The organism is Streptomyces sp. CNX435, from assembly GCF_059570575.1.
The window spans coordinates 191,453-206,559 of sequence record NZ_JCANTA010000001.1 but is presented as its reverse complement, the minus strand read 5'-3'; the positions used below and the strand labels follow the sequence as shown (position 1 = coordinate 206,559).

General features: G+C 72.1%; 14 protein-coding genes and 1 riboswitch. Of the genes, 4 read left to right on the top strand and 10 right to left on the bottom strand.

Translation table 11 applies throughout. From position 1 onward, the window contains the following. Window positions 1-12: 12 nt before the first annotated feature. Window positions 13-177, top strand: a riboswitch (cyclic di-AMP (ydaO/yuaA leader). A gap of 8 nt (window positions 178-185) precedes the next feature. Further along, a complete protein-coding gene (locus T328_RS00820) occupies window positions 186-968 on the top strand; it encodes a M23 family metallopeptidase (RefSeq protein WP_496493821.1) in 783 nt (260 codons plus the stop codon). A gap of 87 nt (window positions 969-1,055) precedes the next feature. On the opposite strand, the gene T328_RS00815 is transcribed toward T328_RS00820, so the two are convergent. The 10 genes from T328_RS00815 to T328_RS00770 form a co-directional block, all read right to left on the bottom strand. Beyond that, window positions 1,056-1,955, bottom strand: a complete 900-nt coding sequence (locus T328_RS00815; protein ID WP_496493820.1) for a hypothetical protein — start codon at window positions 1,953-1,955, stop codon at window positions 1,056-1,058. A gap of 5 nt (window positions 1,956-1,960) precedes the next feature. Beyond that, window positions 1,961-2,692, bottom strand: a complete 732-nt coding sequence (locus T328_RS00810) for a hypothetical protein (RefSeq protein WP_496493819.1) — start codon at window positions 2,690-2,692, stop codon at window positions 1,961-1,963. An 8-nt stretch (window positions 2,693-2,700) separates the two neighbouring features. After that, window positions 2,701-3,993, bottom strand: a complete 1,293-nt coding sequence (locus T328_RS00805) for a putative T7SS-secreted protein (protein ID WP_496493818.1) — start codon at window positions 3,991-3,993, stop codon at window positions 2,701-2,703. 3 nt (window positions 3,994-3,996) lie between these two features. Beyond that, window positions 3,997-4,263 carry a hypothetical protein gene (locus T328_RS00800; protein WP_496493817.1) on the bottom strand — a complete coding sequence of 89 codons (267 nt, stop codon included), beginning with the start codon at window positions 4,261-4,263 and terminating at the stop codon, window positions 3,997-3,999. Between the two features lie 296 nt (window positions 4,264-4,559). Next, window positions 4,560-5,648 carry an acyl-CoA dehydrogenase family protein gene (locus tag T328_RS00795; RefSeq protein WP_496493816.1) on the bottom strand — a complete coding sequence of 363 codons (1,089 nt, stop codon included), beginning with the start codon at window positions 5,646-5,648 and terminating at the stop codon, window positions 4,560-4,562. After that, window positions 5,648-6,634: a VOC family protein gene (locus tag T328_RS00790; protein WP_496493815.1), complete on the bottom strand. Its 987-nt coding sequence runs from the start codon at window positions 6,632-6,634 to the stop codon at window positions 5,648-5,650. The genes T328_RS00795 and T328_RS00790 overlap by 1 nt, the downstream gene beginning before the upstream one ends. A gap of 39 nt (window positions 6,635-6,673) precedes the next feature. Next, window positions 6,674-7,417 (bottom strand): enoyl-CoA hydratase/isomerase family protein, encoded by a 744-nt coding sequence (locus T328_RS00785; RefSeq protein ID WP_496493814.1) that lies wholly within the window; start codon window positions 7,415-7,417, stop codon window positions 6,674-6,676. A 35-nt stretch (window positions 7,418-7,452) separates the two neighbouring features. Further along, on the bottom strand, window positions 7,453-8,706 hold the full coding sequence (locus tag T328_RS00780) for an acyl-CoA dehydrogenase family protein (RefSeq protein WP_496493813.1): 1,254 nt from the start codon (window positions 8,704-8,706) through the stop codon (window positions 7,453-7,455). Further along, the gene (locus tag T328_RS00775) at window positions 8,703-10,301 is read right to left on the bottom strand and encodes an AMP-binding protein (protein ID WP_496493812.1); all 1,599 of its coding nucleotides are present in this window, start codon (window positions 10,299-10,301) and stop codon (window positions 8,703-8,705) included. The genes T328_RS00780 and T328_RS00775 overlap by 4 nt, the downstream gene beginning before the upstream one ends. Before the next feature lie 153 nt (window positions 10,302-10,454). After that, window positions 10,455-12,068, bottom strand: coding sequence for a long-chain fatty acid--CoA ligase (locus tag T328_RS00770; RefSeq protein ID WP_496493811.1), 1,614 nt, complete (start codon window positions 12,066-12,068; stop codon window positions 10,455-10,457). 166 nt (window positions 12,069-12,234) lie between these two features. On the opposite strand from T328_RS00770, the gene T328_RS00765 reads away from it, so the two are divergent. From T328_RS00765 to T328_RS00755, 3 genes are read left to right on the top strand one after another with little or no spacing between them, the layout of a single operon-like run. Continuing rightward, entirely contained in the window at window positions 12,235-13,056 is an 822-nt protein-coding gene (locus T328_RS00765) for an ABC transporter ATP-binding protein (RefSeq protein ID WP_496493810.1), read from the top strand. 10 nt (window positions 13,057-13,066) lie between these two features. Further along, window positions 13,067-13,741, top strand: a complete 675-nt coding sequence (locus T328_RS00760) for an ABC transporter ATP-binding protein (RefSeq protein WP_496493809.1) — start codon at window positions 13,067-13,069, stop codon at window positions 13,739-13,741. A gap of 54 nt (window positions 13,742-13,795) precedes the next feature. Then, window positions 13,796-15,052, top strand: coding sequence for an ABC transporter substrate-binding protein (locus tag T328_RS00755; protein ID WP_496493808.1), 1,257 nt, complete (start codon window positions 13,796-13,798; stop codon window positions 15,050-15,052). The last annotated feature ends 55 nt before the right edge of the window (window positions 15,053-15,107 follow it).

Here is a 15,107-nt window from a genome sequence, read left to right as displayed (position 1 = left end):
GCGGGACCTGCCGTTCAGCTCTCACCGCCGGGCAGGAGCGGGGGACCCACGGGTCCGGCAACCGCCGGACCACCGCCGTCCCTTGCGACGGCTTGGGGTGAGGTCCGCCGAAGCCGGCGGCCGGGCAACTCCAGCCCGAACCCGACAGCTGACCTCGCAGGCGTCCGGAGAAAGAGGCCCGTCAGATGTCGTCCTCACACGGCCGCCACCGAGCGCTGCGCCGCCCCAGCGGCGTCCGCAAGCTCGCCACTCGCGCTTCGGCGGCGGGCGCCACCCTCGCGCTGCCGGTCATCGGCGCGTCCACCGCCTTCGCCGAAGAAGACTCCACCTACACCGTCGCCTCCGGCGACACCCTCTCCGTCATCGCCGCGGAGCAGGACGTCGACGGCGGCTGGAAGGCGCTGTACGAGAACAACAGATCCGTCATCGGCGACGACCCGGACTTTATCTCCCCCGGCATGGAGCTGTCCCTCGACGGCCCCGCGGCCGGCTCCGGCACCGACGCGGACGCCGACAGCGCCTCGTACGGCACCGACACCGCCGCGGACGAGCCGACCGCCGTCATGCCCGTCGACGGCAGCACGCCCACGGCGGGTTACGCGGCGTCCGGCGCGCACTGGGAGAGCGGCCACACCGGCCAGGACTGGTCCGTGCCCGTGGGCACGACGGTCCAGGCCGCGGCCAAGGGAGTCGTCGTCGACGCCGGCTGGAACGACTCCTTCGGGTACGAGATCGTCGTCAAGCACGGCGCCGAGGACTACACCCACTACGCCCATCTGTCGCAGATCGACGTCTCCGTGGGCGACTCCGTCGGCATGGGCGAGGCGATCGCCGAGTCCGGCGCCACCGGCAACGTCACCGGCCCGCACCTGCACTTCGAGGTCCGCACGACACCGGAGTACGGATCCGCCGAGGACCCGATCACCTGGCTGGAGAACCACGGCGTGAACGTCTCGGGCAGCGCCTGAGCGACGCGCCGCACCCCCCACCGGGTGGGCCCCGGCCGAACCCCGGCCGGGGCCCACCCGTCACGGCTGTGCCGCCGCGGCCCGCCGTCAGAGGTCGCCCGGCTCCGGCTGCGCCGGGGCACCGGTGGTGTCCATCAGGATGGCGTGCGCCTCGTAGTGGTCGGGGGCCGCTTTCGCAGGGGACTGGCTGGAGACGTAGACGATGCCGCTCGGCAGGACTGTGAACGTCGGCGGCTCCGCGTTCTTCGGCAGGTTGCGCACGAACTGGTCGACGCGGGCCCGTTGCCCTCCCGTCAGGTCCGAGGGCTGCAGGCTGCCGACCTCGCCCCGTACGTGGCGGATCAGCAGGGTCGCGATGCCGGGGGTCATTGCGGTCAGGCGGAGCCAGGAGGTGTCGGTGAAGGTGAGGCGTACGTCGGATTCCAGCTCGCTGTACGGCATCCGCCGCAGCTCTGCGACGGCGTCGCGCGGCACCTCCCACAGGACGTCCCCGCGGCCGGTCGGGCCGAGCGTGGCGCCGAGGAGGACCAGGCGCCGGTCGGTGAGCGCCACGTGCGTGCGGTACGTGTCCGGGCGGCGCGACGGGTCGAGCTGCCAGGGGGCGCCGCGCGCCACGGTGCCCGGGTCGGCCCACATGACGGGGAAGTCGTCGACCTCGTTCTCCGGCTCCTCCGGGCGGCCCCGCACGGACGGGCTGCCGAACGGGGAGCCGCCGCCGCCGAGCGCGTTCGCGACGACGTTCAGGACGGCCGGGATGCCGAGGCCCAGCGCCCGGCCCGTACGCCGCGCCGCCCGCTCGCCCGCCGCGCGTACGGTGAACTCCGGGCCCTCCGGCCAGCCCGCCTGCTCCTGCAGCTCGCGCTGGATGTCGCGCCGCCCGGTGTCCCGGAACCAGCGCGCGCCCGCGACGCGCGGCGAGACGCCGGTGGCGAAGTGCACCGCCACCCGGTACCGCAGGGTCTCGCCGCCGTCCGGATACCAGTCCATGCCCGTCAGTCTCCCTCCGTGTCCTGCGGCTCGGGGAAGACGATGGACTTGACGATCTCCGCCATCAGCTCGCTGAGGTTGTCCCACTGGTTCATCGCGCTGGTGTCGAGCGTGAACACCGCGGTGTACGGGCCGGTGGGGAACGGGACGTAGACCTGGATCTGGCCGGTGATCATCTGCGTGTGCTCGCCGGTCTTGGTGTACTCGCCGTCGATCGTCAGCGCCTTGACGGTGACCACGGCGACGGCCGGGCCGCAGGGCAGGTCGAGCCAGCGCACGTCGTGCTTGGGCCGGCGCCCCCAGATCTCGCGCAGGCCGAGCGCCGCGACCTCGGCGCTGGTGTGGTCGGACTCCATCGCGGCGACGGTGAGGGAGCAGTGGGCGACGCCGCCCTCCTCGTCGTCGTAGATGCCGATGCCGGTGAAGCAGACGCCGTTGACGGCCATCGCCTCCAGCACGGGCACGTAGATGGTGCCCATCGCCTCCCAGAGTTGCTGGTCGCCCTTCGGGTAGATGTCCCGGACGAGTTCGCCGGCGGCCGCGGCCCGCTCGGCGGGGTCGAGGCTGAGGGAGACGGCGTGGATGCCCTCGGGGACGTGGAACGCCATGGGCGGCAGCTGGACTCCGGTCGCCGTGCCGCTTGCCATGTCGGGTGCCGCGTCGGCTGCCGTGGCGGGCGCCGTATCGCTCGTCGCCTTGTCGGTCGCGGTCTCGTTCGGGCTCGTCACTTCGCTCACGCCCCGGCTCACCTTGCCGCGGCCGCGTTGTCGAAGGCGTCACCGAAGCCGAAGTCGCGCTCCCACAGCCCCTTGATATTGAAGCCGGTGAGCGCGCCCTTGATGCCCGCGTCGAGGCCGCGGCCGAGGTTCGACATGGGGGCGATCAGATCGTCGGCGCGGCCCAACAGACTGGCGACGTTGTTGATCCCCTGCGTGCCCAGCCACTGGCCCATGCGGACGTTCTGGTACGCGTTCTCCGCCGCCAGCATCATCCGGCTGCCGCCCTGGATGATAGGGACGGTCGCCCTCGGGCCGAAGAGGACGAACATCCTGGCTGTCCCTTCGCCCGCTCTGTACGCGCTGCCCAGCCTGGCCGCGCGCGCCACCGCGTTGGTGCCCCGCGCGAGCTGGGCCGTCCCGGTGACGCCCTTCACGCCGGGGAGGATGCCCAGCGCGTCGATGCCGATGGACATCCAGCTGACGTCGGCGCCCGCGGCCATGGCGGTGAGGTGGGTGACCAGCGCGAGCGCGCTGGTCACCATGGCGGCGACGGCGAAGATGGCGCCGATGGGCTCGAACGGCGCCGTGATGATGGCCAGGACGCCGAGAATGCTGCTGAGGGTGCTCAGCAGGTCGCCGATGGCCTTGATGAAGTCGGCGTGGTCCTGGACCCAGTCGACGGCGTTGCCGAAGGCGTCGGCGATCCCACCGGTGATCTTGTCGAACATCCCCGGCTCGTTGGGGGCCATGTCGCTGGCGCCGTCGAGGTCGTCCGTGATCCGCTCGGCGGCGGCGTTGTAGCGGTCCCGGAGCTCCTCGGCGCGGTCGATGACGCGCTGCAGCGCGTCGTCGGCGTTGGAGGCGGCCTCCTCCTTACGCTCCTTGTCCTTCTCGGCGCGCTTCTCCTCGCGCTCGCTGCCGCTGTCCTCCGCGGCACCGGTGGCGGTCGTCAGCGCCAGCTGGGCGTCCTCGGCCTCCTGCTGCCGGCGCTTGGCCTCGCGTTCGAGGTCGGCGGCCTCCTCCTGGAAGTTCTGCAGTTGGTTCGACCAGCGGCTCAGCGCGTGCGACGCCCTCTCGAAGGAGTCGCGGGCCTCGCGCAGCTTGGGCGTGACGTCATCCGACACGTAGTCGGAGAAGGCGTTGGCGGCCTTCCCCTTCCAGGCGCCGCACGATATCCGCTCCAGGTCGGAGACGGTGTCGCGCAGTTCGCCGGCGACGCCGCCGATCCGCCTGGCGAGGGTTCTGGTGCGGTGCACGTCCCCGGGGGTGGGGTCGAAGCCGAGGGTGGGAAAGCTGCGGGAGGGTTCGGGCGGTGCCATGGTTCAGCCGGCCTCTGCCTTGGTCAGGGTCTCCATCAGGTCCTTGTCGAGATCGTCGAACTTCCTGGCGATCTCGTCGATCATGTCCACGGTGGCGGCGGTGGTCTCGCCGATCTGCGTGATGCCGTACTTCCACTCGTCGGCGAAGTCGTGCACCTCGTCGACCAGCTTCTCGGCGCCCGCGGCGTCGCCGTCGGCGCTGCCGATCACTCTCCGGACGTTCTCCATGCGGTTGGTGATCGTGCTGAATGTCTTTCTGAGGTCCTCCATGACGGTGCCTCGGATTACCAGATCGCCCAACGTGCACGCCCCTCATTCCCACAGGAGTTGATCGAAAGCGATCAGTTTAGGGCGCGGAATCGCCGATCACGGGCGGAGTCGGCACTCACAGCAAATTCTCAGAATGCGCGGCGCCTTGCGCCTGGCCCGGCACTCATGCCCGGCCGAGGCGGCGGTGACGACGTCGGGGTTGCCGCAGTGGCCCGCCCGCGACGCCTCGTCCGCGTACCGTCCCAGCCGAGACCGGGCCGGCGGCACCGGGCCCCGGCCGGGCGGTGCGGAGGTGGTCAGGCCGGCAGGCCCAGGTGACCGGCCACGTGGCTCCAGTGGTGGTCGGCGTCGCCGAAGGCCAGCGCCCACGCCGCCATCTGGCCGGAGAAGAGGTGCAGGTCGTGCTCGTGCGTGAAGCCGATCGCGCCGTGCACCTGGTGGCCCGTGTCGCAGACCCGCCGGCACGCTTCGCTCACCCACGCCTTCGCCATCGACACCTCCGCCGCGGCCTCCAGGCCGACGGACAGCCGCCAGATCGCCTCGTACGCCATGAAGCGCGAACTCAGCACGTCGACGGCCATGTTCGCGCAGTGGTGCTGGACCGCCTGGAAGCCGCCGATGGGCCGGCCGAACTGCTCGCGCTCCGCCGCGTACGCGACCGTCATGTCGAGGACCCGCTGGGCCGCGCCGACCATCGCGGCGCAGGTGGCGGCGGCGCCGTACGCGTCGATCGCCTCGGCGACGGGGCGGCCGGCGGGCAGGGCGCGGTCGTGGGGCACGGTCACCCCGTCGAAGCGGACCCGGTGCGGCCGGTCGGCGCCGACGGCGTCGAGCGGTTCGCGTCCGACGCCGGGCGACGCGGCGTCGACCAGCAGCGCCGGGCCCTCGCCGGGTACGACGAGCAGGTCCTCCGCGGCGTGCGCGTACGGCACGAACAGCGCCGTGCCGTCCAGCACGAACCCGCCGTCCCGCTCGACCGCGGCGATCTCGTCGCCCGTGCCGTCCCAGCGGCCCGGCACGGCGCTCATGACCCGGCCGCGGACGATCGCCCCGAGCCACTCCGCCCGCTGCGCCTCGGTCCCGTACCGGGCCAGGGGCAGCCCGCAGCACACCACCGTGGACACCAACGGGCTCGGCACCTGGAAGCGCCCCAGCTCCTCCACGACCAGGCACAGTTCCAGGAAGCCGGCGCCGACGCCGCCGTGGACCTCCGGCAGCGCCAGCCCGGTCCAGCCGAGTTCGACCATCTCCTTCCACAGCGCGGCGGAGTAGCCGGCGGGCTCGTCCGCCATCGCCCGGGCCCCGGCGGTCCCGCTCCGCGACTCCAGGAGCCCCCGGGCGGTGGCCCTGATCAGCTCCTGGTCCTCGGTGAGTGTGAGGTCCATCAGGTCCCCGGCGGGATCTTGTCGGACCGCACCCACACACCGGGCCGCTCCTCCCAGAAGAGCTGCACCAGCACGCCTCCGGTGTGCTTCGGGTGGATGAAGGTGTCGCGCCAGCCGGCGCCGTCGGTGCTGCCCTCGTTCTCGCCGAACGTCGGCACGCCGTGGTGCGCGCAGGCCGCCAGCGCCCGGTCCCAGTCGGCGACCTCGAAGGTCACGTGATGCGCGGCGGCGCCGTTCTTCTCCCAGAACCGCTCGATGAACGAGTCCTCTCCGCGCGGCATGATGACCTCCCAGCAGATCGTCGATCCGGGGATGTTCAGCACGAGGTCCGCCATGTCCGGGTGCTCGTCCTCGGGCGTCCGCCAGACCTCTATGAAGCCGGCGAGCCGCGCGTACCACCGGGCCAGCTCGTCGCGGTCGGGGAACGCCTGGCACACGTGGTCCAGGGCAACGATCCCGAGCGAGGGGCCGGGCGAGGGCGCGTCTGGGGGTACCGCCCACGCGCGCTCTGCGCGCTGTGGGGGAGGCTCGGCGGTCGCCGGCCCGGGCGGCCCGTCGCCGCACAGGGCGAGGCCACCCGGGCCGCGCAGCCGGAACAGCACGCCCGGCCCGCGCTCGGGCGGCGACAGCGACGCCTCCAGCCAGCCGCCCGCGGCTCCGCCGCCGGTCGGCTCGATGCCGAGACCCGCCAGCTCGGTGCGTACGGCGCCGATGTCGGGCACCTCGGCGGCGACGTGGTGCAGCCCCGGGCGGCCACCCTGGCCGTCGAGGAACTCCTGGAGCGCGGACCCCTCCCCGGCCGGCGCCAGCACCTCCCAGGCGTGCCCCGGGTTCCCGGGCAGCGCCAGCCGTACGCCGCGGCAGCCCTCGGCGGGGTTGTCCCAGCTCCGGGTGCGCCGGAACCCGAACAGGCCCTCCAGCAGCGCCACCTGCGGCTCCAGCTCCGGCGCGACCTGGCCGATGTGGTCGATCCGGTAAATCCGCACGGTTCCTCCTCGTTCGCTCCTGCCCGGTCCGGACGCGGCTCAGCTCGGGTGCGGCTCGATCCAGTCGTACTCGTTGGTGACCAGTTCCTTCACGAGGCGCAGGTTGTACCGGTTCATCGCCGCGATCCGCTCGGCCAGTTCGCCGACCCGCTTGTCGAACTCGTCGGCCGGGTACACGTCGTTGACCAGGCCGATCCGCTGTGCCCGGGCGGCGTCGACACGGACACCGGTGAACAGCAGCTCCTTGGCCATCGCCTTGCCGACCCGCCGCGGCAGCCGCTTGACGCCGCCCCAGCCGGGCGCGGACCCGCCGAACTCCGGCTGGTCGGGGTCGCCGTCCTCGGTCATCTTCGGCCGGTACGGCGGGCGCGCGGACAGCGTGATCTCCACCAGGCCCATCTTTGCGTTGTCCGAGGCGACGATGAAGTCGGCGGCCAGCGCCAGCTCCAGCCCGCCGCCGACGGCGTAGCCGTGCACGGCCGCGACGACCGGGACGGACAGGCGCTCCATCATCGCGAACGTCTTCTCGCCGAGGCGGCCCTGCTCCACCCGCTCCCGCTTGGTGAGCTGCTCCGACCAGCCGAGGTCCATGCCCGCGCAGAAGGCACGCTCGCCGGCCCCCCGCAGCACCACCACGCTGACGTTCTCGTCGTCGTCGACCTCGGTGAAGAACCGGCGGAGTTCGCGCATGGTCGTGGGGGTGAGGGCGTTGAGCTTCTCGGGCCGGTTCAGGGTCAGCCAGGCGACCCGCTCCTCGATCTTCAGGTCGAGGGTCTCGTACATGGAGAGCGTTCTCCTTAGTCGTTAGCGGTTAGTCGTTATCGGCTGCGAGGCAGTTTCAGGCCCCGGGTGGCGATGACATCGCGCTGGATCTCCGCCGCACCGCCGAGGAAGGTGGCGGCCACGGAGTCGCGCGACATGTGGGTGAAGACGGCTCCGAGCGGGGCGCCGCGGCGCTGCCAGAGCTGGGCGGACCGGCCGAAGGCCGAAGCGCCGGTACGGGCCAGGCGCTGGTGCAGCTCGGCGCCGAAGAGCTGGTTGACCGACGCCTCGTAGCCGGGCACCCCGCCGGCGGCCTGCCTGGACACCGTGTACCGGGCGAGGTTGTACTGCACCCGGATCTCGGTGTGGCGGCGGGCGATCTCCTGGCGCAGCGCGGCCCTCGTGTCGTCCCGGAGGAATCCGCGGCCCTCCGCCGAGCGGAGGTAGCCGACGAGGTCCGAGAGCGCCTGCTCGTACTTGATCGTGGCGCCGATGCCGGCCCGCTCGAAGCTGAGCGCGGTCATCGCCACGTACCAGCCGCGGTTCTCCTCGCCGACCCGGTTGGCCGCCGGCACCCGTACGTCCTCGAAGAAGATCTCGCAGAACGGCGTCGCGCCGCGGATGTCGGTGATGGGGCGGATGGTGACGCCGGGCGAGGTCGCGTCGATCAGCAGGAAGGTGATGCCGCGGTGTGGCTTCTCGGCCGCCGGGTCGGTGCGGACGAGCACGAACAGCCAGTCGGCGTACTGCCCGAGCGAGGTCCACACCTTCTGCCCGTTGACCGTGTACGTACCGGTGGCCTCCGCGCCGTCCCGCTCCGCGCGGGTACGGAGCGAGGCGAGGTCGGAGCCGGAGCCCGGCTCCGAGAAGCCCTGCGCCCAGGTGACCTCCCCGCGGGCGATCGGCGGCAGGTGCGCGGCGCGCTGCTCGGCGGTGCCGTGCTCCAGGAGCGTCGGGCCGAGCAGGAAGGCGCCGATCCCGTTCACGGTGGGCACGCGGGCGCGCATCATCTCCTCCTGGAGGATGAACTCCGCCACCGCCGACAGCCCCGCCCCACCGAACTCGGCCGGCCAGTGCGGCGCTATCCAGCCGCGCCCGGCGAGCGCAGCCGCCCACGCGCGGGCCCCGGCGCGGCGCGCCGGGTCGTCGGAGAGCCGGTCGACCGGCCAGTTGTAGCCCCAGACGTCTTCGGGTTCGAGGCTCTGCTCGGCCCCGGGGTCGGGCGCGTACGCGGGCGGGAAGCGGTCGCGTACGAAGGCCCGCACCTCCTCGCGGAAGGCCGCCTGCTCCGCGGTGTCCCCCCAGTTCACGGAGCCTCCTCCCGGTCCCAGGTGGCGGGCGTGAGGCCCCCTGAACCGGAGGGACCCTCGGCCCGCAGCCGGTACTTGGCGACCTTGTCGGTGGGCGTGCGCGGGAGGGCGTCGATGAACTCGACGTAGCGCGGGACCATCGAACGGGGCAGCCGTTCCGCGCAGAACGCCACCAGCTCAGCGGGCTCCAGCGCGGCTCCCGGCCGCAGCACGACCCACAGCTTGACGTCCTCGTCCTCCAGCTCCGAGGGCACGCCGGTGGCGGCCGACTCCAGGACCGCGGGGTGCAGGTTGACCTCGCACTCCAGGTCGAAGGCGGAGATGTTCTCGCCGCGGCGCCGGATGGCGTCCTTCATGCGGTCGAGGAAGTAGAAGTAGCCGTCGGCGTCGCGCCACACGCGGTCGCCGGTGTGGAACCACATGTTGCGGAAGCAGTCGGCCGTGGCCCCGGGAGCCCCGTAGTACCCGGTCGTGATCACGAACGGCTGCCTGGGCCGTACGACCAGCTCGCCCGGCTCGTCCACCCCGACCTCGCGGTCCCACTCGTCGACCACCGCCACCTCGAACCGCTCGTCGTGGGCCTGCCCGCACGACCCGAGCCGCCACTCACCGTACGGGCTGGCGGTGGCGATCCCGACCTCCGTGCTGGTGTAGGTCTCCACCGAACGGACACCGAAACGTTCCTTCAGGGGCTCGTCGAGGCTCGACTTGCCCATGTAGAAGGTCTCCAGCGGGTGCTCCTTGTCGCGCTCGGTGCGCGGCTGGTTGAGCAGTATCGGGATCATCGAGAAGACGCTCATCGCGACCTGCGCGTCGAACCTCCGCACGTCGTCCCAGAACCGCGAGGCGCTGAAGCGCTCGACGACGGCGATGGACCCGCCGGCGAGGAGCGCCGACATCACGCCGTCCCAGAGCCCGGCGGCATGGAACAGCGGCAGCGGGCAGTAGATGGTCTTGCCCCACCGGTCGAGGAAGTCGAGCGAGTCCAGCGCGCACGTCAACGCCAGGGCGTGCGGGATCATCGCGCCCTTGGACGGGCCCGTGGTGCCCGAGGTGTACATGATCGCCTGGAGATCGCCGAAGCCGACGTCGACGCCCGGTGCCTCCGCGCCGTTGACCAGGAGACTGGACAGCGTCGCGGCGGGCTTGCCGAGCCGGTGCAGCGGGACGTCGGCCGCGCCCTCGGTACGGACGATGAGGCGCCCCAGATCGGGCAGCTGCCGGACCACTTCCGGCAGCCTGTCGGCGTACGGCGCGTCGACGATCAGCGCCGACGCGTCGGAGGTGTGCAGGACGTGCCGGAGCAGCTCGCCGCGGTAGCTGATGTTGACCGGCACGGCGACGGCCCCGAGCCGGGCGAGCGCGAAGATCACGTGGATGAAGTCGGCGCAGTTGGGGAGCATCACGCCGACGTGGTCCCCGCGGTCGATGCCCGCGGTGGCCAGCCCGTGGGCCACACGGTCGGCCATCGAGTCGACCTCGCCGTAAGTGACCTCGCCCTCGCGGAATTTGAGGAAGGTCTCTGTTCGATGGGTTTCGGCCCGCTCTCGGAGCACATCGCCGAGGACGAGGCTCTCCAGCGTTTCGTTGCGCATTCGAACCTCATGCTTCGCTTTGGGCGGCGCTGATTCGGTTGCGACAGTCGAACTGCTTTTGACCACCAAGGTCGTCAACATCGGACCACGAAAGGATGCCGCTCGCAAGGGTGCTGCGCGCCCGGGCCCGCCGGCGGGCCGGCGGGCCGGCGGTCAGGATTCGAAGCGTGCGCGCAGCGCCTTCTTGTCGAACTTGCCGGTGCCGGTGCGCGGCACCGCGTCCACCAGCTCGACCCGGTCGGGCAGCTGCCAGCGCGCGAACCCGCTGCGTTCCAGGTGCGCACGCACCTCGTCACGGGTCACCGCGGCCCCGGGGCGCAGTACCACGCACACCAGTGGCCGCTCCGACCACTTCTCGTCCGGCACCGCGATCACGGCGGCCTCGGCGATGGCGTCCATCGCCATCACCGCCGACTCCATGTCGACCGAGGAGATCCACTCGCCGCCCGACTTGACCAGGTCCTTGGCCCGGTCGGTGATGACGAAGTAGCCGTCGGGCGAGCCGGTCGCGATGTCGCCGGTGACGAACCAGCCGTCCTCGGTGAACTGCTCGGCCCCGTCCTCGCCGAGGTACGCGTCGGCCACCCACGGCCCGCGCACCAGCAGCTCGCCCATCGACGCGCCGTCCCAGGGCAGCGGGTGGCCGTCCCGGTCGCGGATCTGCGCCTGCACCCCCGGCAGCGGCAGTCCGGCCATGCCCCGGACGGTGTCCGCGAGCCGTTCCTCGTCCCAGCCGCGCATGCGCTCCTTCGGCCAGGCGAAGCTGGCGAGCGGTGACGTCTCCGTCATCCCCCAGATCTGCACCAGGGGGATGCCGAACTCGGCGCGGTAGCGGTCGATGAGCGCCCGCGACGGGCGGGCGCCGCCGCACAGCAGGTGCCGTACGTCCGGCAGCCCGCCGCCGCGGGCGGCGACGGCGTCCGCGACGGCCATCCACACCGTCGGCACGCCGGCCGCGACGGTGACGCGCTCGGCGGCCATCAGCTCCACCAGCGCCGCCGCGTCCAGCGGCCCGCCGTAGAACACCTGCTTGGCGCCGTACGGGGTGGCGGTGTAGGGCAGGCCCCACGCATTGGCATGGAACATCGGCACCACCGGCAGCACCACGTCGCCCGGGCCGATGGACATCGCGGCCCGGGAGGAGCCGGCGAGGGCGTGCAGCATGGTCGAGCGGTGCGTGTAGACCACGCCCTTGGGCCGGCCCGTGGTGCCGGAGGTGTAGCACAGGCCGAGGGGCGCCCGCTCGTCGATCTCCCGTGGCTCGTACGTCTCCGGCTGCGCGGCGATGAGTTCCTCGTAGGCGACGGCGCCGGGCAGCGTGGTGCCGGCCGGCACCCGGTCGCCGAGCACCACCACGTGCTCCACGCCCGCCAGTCCGCCGCGCTCGGCCACCTGCTCCAGCAGCGGCAGCAGGTCGGCGTCCACGAGCACGGCGCGGTCGTCGGCGTGCTTGATGATGTACGCGAGTTCGCCGGCGGACAGCCGCACGTTCAGGGTGTGCAGCACCCGCCCGGTGCAGGGCACCGCCCAGTACGCCTCCAGGTGCCGGTAGCCGTTCCAGGCCAGGGTGGCCACCCGCGCTCCCGGCGGCAGTGCCAGGGCGTCGAGCGCGTGCATGAGCCGCTGCGCCCGGCGTCCGAAGTCCGCGTAGGTGTAACGGTGCTCGCCGCCGTCCGGGAGGCGGCTGACGACCTCGGTGTCGTGGAAGTAGCGCGGCCCGTGGTCGAAGAGCAGCCAGCTGTTGAGCGGGATGTCCATCATCGCCATGGCGGACATGTTGACCGGGGCTTCGGACGCGGACCACGGAGGAATCCCACACTCCGGACCGCCTTCTTGTGGGTGCCTTCTCTGTAGTCGCGGGTGCCGTCCGCCTCTACGTTCTCCCCGACGCCGACGCTCTGTCGGCGCCCCACCCGCGGAATCCGAGGCCGGCATGACGAGGACGACGAGGACGACGAGGACGACGAGGACGACGAACACGACGAGCGGTGGCGCCACGGCACCCCCGCGCGCCCTTCTGGCCACCCACGGCCTGAGCAAGGAGTTCCAGGGCTTCCTTGCCGTCGACGGGGTGGACCTCGGCGTCGCGGAGGGCACCATCCACGCCCTGGTCGGCCCCAACGGGGCCGGGAAGACCACGCTGTTCAACCTGCTGACCGGCTTCCTGCCGCCGTCGGCGGGGCGGATCGAGCTGGCCGGACAGGACATCACCGGGCTGCCGCCGGAGCGGGTGGCGCGCCTGGGCGTGGCCCGCTCCTTCCAGGTCACCAGCCTCTTCCCCGCGGTGACGGCGCGCGCCCACCTGGAACTCGCGCTGCAGGCCGGCACCGACCTGGGCCGCCGGTTCTGGCGATCGGACCGGCTGCTGGCGCGTTTCACCGGTCGCGCGCTGGAGCTGCTGGACGAGGTGGGCCTGGCCGACCGGGCCGAGCAGCCGGCGGGCAGCCTGCCGTACGGGCAGAAGCGCGCGCTGGAGCTGGCGCTCGCCCTCGCCCTCGATCCCCGGGTGCTGCTGCTCGACGAGCCCACGGCCGGCATGGGCCTGGAGGACGTGGATCGCACCGTCACGCTGGTGGACCGCATCCGCGCCGGCCGCACGGTGGTGCTCGTCGAGCACAACATGAGCGTCGTCGGCTCGCTCGCCGACACGGTCACGGTGCTGCAGCGCGGCCGGGTGCTCGTCGAGGGCCCGTACCGCACCGTCCGCTCCGACCCCCGGGTCGTCGAGGCGTACCTGGGAGCCGGCGTTGCTTGAGGTACGGGGCGTGACCGCCCACTACGACGAGGCCGAGGTGCTGCGCGAGGTGTCGCTGGACGTCGGCGCCGGCGAGGTCGTGACGCTGGTGGGCCGCAACGGGGCCGGGAAGACCACGCTGCTGCGCTGCGTGATGGGCCTGCACCGGCGCACGGCCGGCACGGTCCGGCTGGCGGGCCGGGACCTGGGCGCGGTACCGCCGCACCGCAGGGCCCGCCGCGGCCTGGGCTACGTCCCCGACGACCGGGGCATCTACGCGGGTCTGAGCGTGGAGGAGAACCTCACCCTGCCGCCGGCGAAGACGGGTTCGCCCTGGCCGCTGGCGCGTGTCTACGAGGAGTTCCCGGTGCTCGGCGAGCGCCGCCGCAGCCCCGGCGGCAAGCTCTCCGGCGGCGAGCAGCAGATGCTCGCCCTCGCCCGCGTGCTGCGTACCGGCGCCCGGGTGCTGCTGTGCGACGAGCCGACCGAGGGCCTGGCGCCGATCGTCGTCGAGCGCATCGGCGAGATCCTGCGCGAGGCCAAGCGGCACGGGACGGCGGTGCTGCTGGTGGAGCAGAACCTGCGCTTCGCCACCACCGTCGCCGACCGCCACTACCTGCTGGACCGCGGGCGGATCGCCGAATCACTGGCCAACGACGACGTGCGGGAGCGCGAACACGAGCTCCTCGACTACCTGGGCCTGTAGCACGGCCGGCGCAAGCGCCGCGTCGCCTCACGTCGACCACTTCAAGGAGGAAGCATGGTACATACCTGGCCGAAAGCCGCGGCCGTCACGGCCACCGTGGTAGCCGGATCGCTGCTGGCGGGGTGCGGCGGAGGCGGACCCGGCTCCGGCGGCGGCAAGATCAGCGACGGCGGGATCACCCTGGGCGTGCTCACCGACCTCTCCGGCGTCTACGCCGAACTGGCCGGACCCGACGCCGTCACCGCCGTGGAGATGGCCGTCGCGGACTTCGAGAAGGAGCACGGCGGCGACGCGGTCACCGACGACATCGAGGTCACCTCCGCGGACCACCAGAACAAGCCGGACATCGCCAACAACCAGGCGCGGGACATGTACGAGCGCGAGCACGCGGACGCGGTCTTCGACGTGCCGACGTCGTCCGCGGCGCTTGCCGTGGCGAACGTCGCCGAGCAGTCGGAGAAGCTGTACTTCAACATCGGCGCCGCGACCACGGAGCTGACCGGCGAGTCCTGCAACCCGTACACGTACGCCTGGGCCTACGACACCTACATGCTGGCCAACGGGACCGGCGCCGAGGTGACGAAGCAGGGCGGCGACAGCTGGTACCTCATCTACCCGGACTACGCCTTCGGCCAGGACATGGAGAAGCAGTTCAGCACCGCCATCGAGGAGGCCGGCGGCGAGGTGGTGGGCAAGGACCCGACCCCGTTCCCGAACGACAACTTCTCCACCTTCCTGCTCAAGGCGTCCGCGAAGAAGCCGCCACCCGCCGTGCTCGGCACGCTGCAGGCGGGCGGCGACCTGGTCAACGTCGTGAAGCAGTACCAGCAGTTCAAGCTCAAGGACAAGGACATCCAACTGGCCATCGGCTTGATGTTCGACACCGACATCAAGGCGATCGGGCAGGACAAGCTCGCCGGGACGATGTTCACCTCCCCCTGGTTCTGGAACGTCGACGCGGAGTCGAAGCAGTGGGCCGAGCGGTTCAGGGAGAAGGCGGGCACCTGGCCGACCTTCGACCACGCCGCCAACTACTCCGCCGCCACGCACTACCTCCAGGCCGTGCAGCGCGCCGGAACCGACGATCCCCAGGAGGTCAACAAGGAGCTGGAGGGCATGAAGTTCGACGACTTCTTCGCCCGCAACGCCGAGGTGCGCGCGGCCGACCACCGCGTCGTCCACGACGCCTACCTGGCCCGGGTCAAGGACCCCGCGGACAGCGAGACCGAAGGCGACTTCACCGAGAAGGTGGAGACCATCCCCGCCGACGAGGCGTTCGGCCCGCCCTCCCCCGACTGCTCGATGTCCTGACCGGCGACCAACGGCCGCGGCCCGCGGAACTTCCGCCCGGGCTGCGGCGGACGGA

What these genes read in the sequence shown, in the direction of transcription:
- T328_RS00820 (WP_496493821.1), top strand. Translation starts at nt 186, where the DNA reads ATGTCGTCCTCACACGGCCGCCACCGAGCGCTGCGCCGCCCCAGCGGC.
- T328_RS00815 (WP_496493820.1), bottom strand. Translation starts at nt 1,955, where the DNA reads ATGGACTGGTATCCGGACGGCGGCGAGACCCTGCGGTACCGGGTGGCG.
- T328_RS00805 (WP_496493818.1), bottom strand. Translation starts at nt 3,993, where the DNA reads ATGGCACCGCCCGAACCCTCCCGCAGCTTTCCCACCCTCGGCTTCGAC.
- T328_RS00800 (WP_496493817.1), bottom strand. Translation starts at nt 4,263, where the DNA reads ATGGAGGACCTCAGAAAGACATTCAGCACGATCACCAACCGCATGGAG.
- T328_RS00795 (WP_496493816.1), bottom strand. Translation starts at nt 5,648, where the DNA reads ATGGACCTCACACTCACCGAGGACCAGGAGCTGATCAGGGCCACCGCC.
- T328_RS00785 (WP_496493814.1), bottom strand. Translation starts at nt 7,417, where the DNA reads ATGTACGAGACCCTCGACCTGAAGATCGAGGAGCGGGTCGCCTGGCTG.
- T328_RS00775 (WP_496493812.1), bottom strand. Translation starts at nt 10,301, where the DNA reads ATGCGCAACGAAACGCTGGAGAGCCTCGTCCTCGGCGATGTGCTCCGA.
- T328_RS00770 (WP_496493811.1), bottom strand. Translation starts at nt 12,068, where the DNA reads ATGGCGATGATGGACATCCCGCTCAACAGCTGGCTGCTCTTCGACCAC.
- T328_RS00765 (WP_496493810.1), top strand. Translation starts at nt 12,235, where the DNA reads ATGACGAGGACGACGAGGACGACGAGGACGACGAGGACGACGAACACG.
- T328_RS00755 (WP_496493808.1), top strand. Translation starts at nt 13,796, where the DNA reads ATGGTACATACCTGGCCGAAAGCCGCGGCCGTCACGGCCACCGTGGTA.